Below are 363 nucleotides of genomic sequence, written 5' to 3'. Positions count from 1 at the left end.
CCCGCGGCCCAATCCTCCGGCGCGAGCGCTCCGGAAGCCACCCCCGCGGCGGACGGGGCGATGGACGCCGCCGCGATCCGGAACGTCTGGCCGCAGCTCATGACCGCATTGCGGAAGTTCACCGGTGGCCGCAGCCTCGAAGCGATGCTGACCCAGGCGACGGTGGCGAGCGTCGAGGGGCACGCCGTCACGCTCACCCACAAGTCCGAGCCCCTGTCCCGCCGGCTCTCCGACCAGGACAACGCCCGCAAGATCGCCGGCGCGCTGTCCGACGTCCTCGGTGGCGACTGGCAGGTCCGCTGCGTGCACGGCAACGCCCCGGCGGCCCCCGCCGCCCGTGTCCAGCAGGCGGCGCCCGCGCCG

The 363-nt window shown here is 75.5% G+C and carries 1 pseudogene; it reads left to right on the top strand.

Features of this window, described 5'->3' with window-relative positions:
- Positions 1-99: 99 nt before the first annotated feature.
- Positions 100-363: pseudogene (locus G3I65_RS50780) on the top strand (DNA polymerase III subunit gamma/tau); the annotation flags it as partial.

This window comes from Amycolatopsis sp. SID8362, from assembly GCF_010550475.1.
GTDB classification, from domain to species: Bacteria; Actinomycetota; Actinomycetes; order Mycobacteriales; family Pseudonocardiaceae; genus Amycolatopsis; species Amycolatopsis eburnea.
The sequence above is the reverse complement of the archived record's forward strand: the minus strand, read 5'-3'. Positions and strand labels throughout refer to the sequence as shown.